This window comes from Brevundimonas sp. EAKA, from assembly GCF_000698025.1.
GTDB lineage: Bacteria > Pseudomonadota > Alphaproteobacteria > Caulobacterales > Caulobacteraceae > Brevundimonas > Brevundimonas mediterranea_A.
The window spans coordinates 1-1,750 of the sequence record NZ_JMQR01000239.1 but is presented as its reverse complement, the minus strand read 5'-3'; the positions used below and the strand labels follow the sequence as shown (position 1 = coordinate 1,750).

The following is a 1,750-nucleotide window of genomic DNA, read 5'->3' as shown; positions in this document are numbered from 1 at the left end:
CCGCCCATACAGGACGAAAGAAGAGAGGGCGGCGTCACCTCTCCGCGCGCGAAGGCGCGTGGGGAGGACAGGTCGCGCTTGCGACCAGGCGGGGGCGACTCCGGCGGTGGGGGTGACCCCAAGAGCGTCTGATACCGAGCCGCCCCCTCCTGGCGTTCGCTGACGCTCCCGCCTGTCCTCCCCGTCGGCCTTCGCCGACGGGGAGGTGAAGGGTGGTCAGGTCGCCGGTCTGGCCGCGGCCAGGGCCGCCTTCTGGCGGGTGATTTCGGCGACGCGGGCGCTTCGCATCTTTGTCGCCATCCTCCTCAGTGCGGAAGCGTCGCCGTCCAAGCCTCAAGCGCCGCCGTGTCGTTCATGTCTCCGTCAAAGCGATGGAGGGGCGTCACGGGCTGATTATGTCCCCGCTCCCGGCCGATATAGAATTTCATCGGCAGGGACATGGCGCCGAGGCCGCTGGGGACCCGGACGGATCGCACTTCCATATAGACGGTATCGGCCCCGGTCTCGCGTCCGATGGGTTTTGCGCCGAGACGAACCCACAGGTCCACGGCGTCCAGGCAGGCCGACATGCAGGTCTCGTCCGTCAGCACGAACACGGTCCCCCCCGGCGGCTGAAAGGCCAAGGCCTCGGGGGCGGTCGCCGAGCCGCCATCGAGATCGGGCCTTATGATCCAGCGATCATTGCCTCTCGCCAGCGCATGCTCCAGACCGGCGATGGAATTCCGATACCAGTCCCTGGCTTCGCTTGAGAGGCTTCCATTCGCGTCGCGCTTTTCCAGGTTCGCGCGCATGGCTTGCAGATTGTCTTCGGAGGCGCGCCAGACGACTGTCATGGGAGGTTCGGGCGCGTGCTGAAACGCGCCCGGCCCCCACAGGTTTTCTGCGATCTGATCCGACCACAGCGATGATCCGCCGCCATTGCCGCGAAGGTCGAAGACAATCGCCGGGGCTGTCCGCAGGGCGGCGGCCTGTGCGGCGATCTGCGTGATCAAGCCGCCCAGACCGCGCCCGTCTTCACTTTCGGGATCTCCGTTGAAGGTCGGAAGCCTGATCCAGTAGCGACCGTCGTCCAGGCGGCGCATCCCGATCGCACCTCGCGTGCGGGCCGGAAAAACATCATAGCGGGAATAGAAGTCGGGTCCGGCCGGTCGCCAGTCCAGATCGACTGCGTGGGCGCCGGCGGGGGTTTCGAAGACGCAGTTTTTGATGGGGGCGACGTAAGGGTCGCCCGTATCGATCATGACCCATCCGCCGAACGACAGGCGTTGGGACGCCAGTTCCCAGCGTCCGAAGCGGGCGCCGATACGTTCATTCCCGATCTGGAAGGCGTCGCGACCGTCGCATGACGCGATTTTGGCGCCCGCAGGCACGCCCGCCCACGGCTCTGCAAACGTCACCACCAGGCCTCGAGCTCCGTCGTCCCGCGCAATAAAGCCTGGCCAGGTCTTCCCCTGGTCGGGCGTCGATCCGTAGACGCCGAAGCCGAGATGGCCGTCATCGAACGCCGCCACATAGTGCTGCAGGGCATAGAAGTAGTCGGCGAAACTGTCGGCGGCGTCGGCCCGGGTCAGAGCCAGGGCGTATTGCGCCTCGTTCAGGCGCGCGAACTGGGGGTCGTCGGGGTTGACCATGCCGGGATGACTGGAGGCGATGGCGTCATGGATCGCTGTCGCGTCCTCGCGCAGGGTTTTGCCCCAGTCTCTGTCTGCTGGGAGTTGAGCTGGGGGCGGGGCGTCCTGGGCTCCGGATC

Annotated in this window: 1 protein-coding gene; it reads right to left on the bottom strand. The window is 66.6% G+C overall.

The window, feature by feature from the left end; translation table 11 throughout:
* Positions 1-305: 305 nt before the first annotated feature.
* Positions 306-1,750 (bottom strand): hypothetical protein (locus ER13_RS18840; protein WP_035311336.1); only part of this gene is annotated, 1,445 nt, incomplete at its 5' end.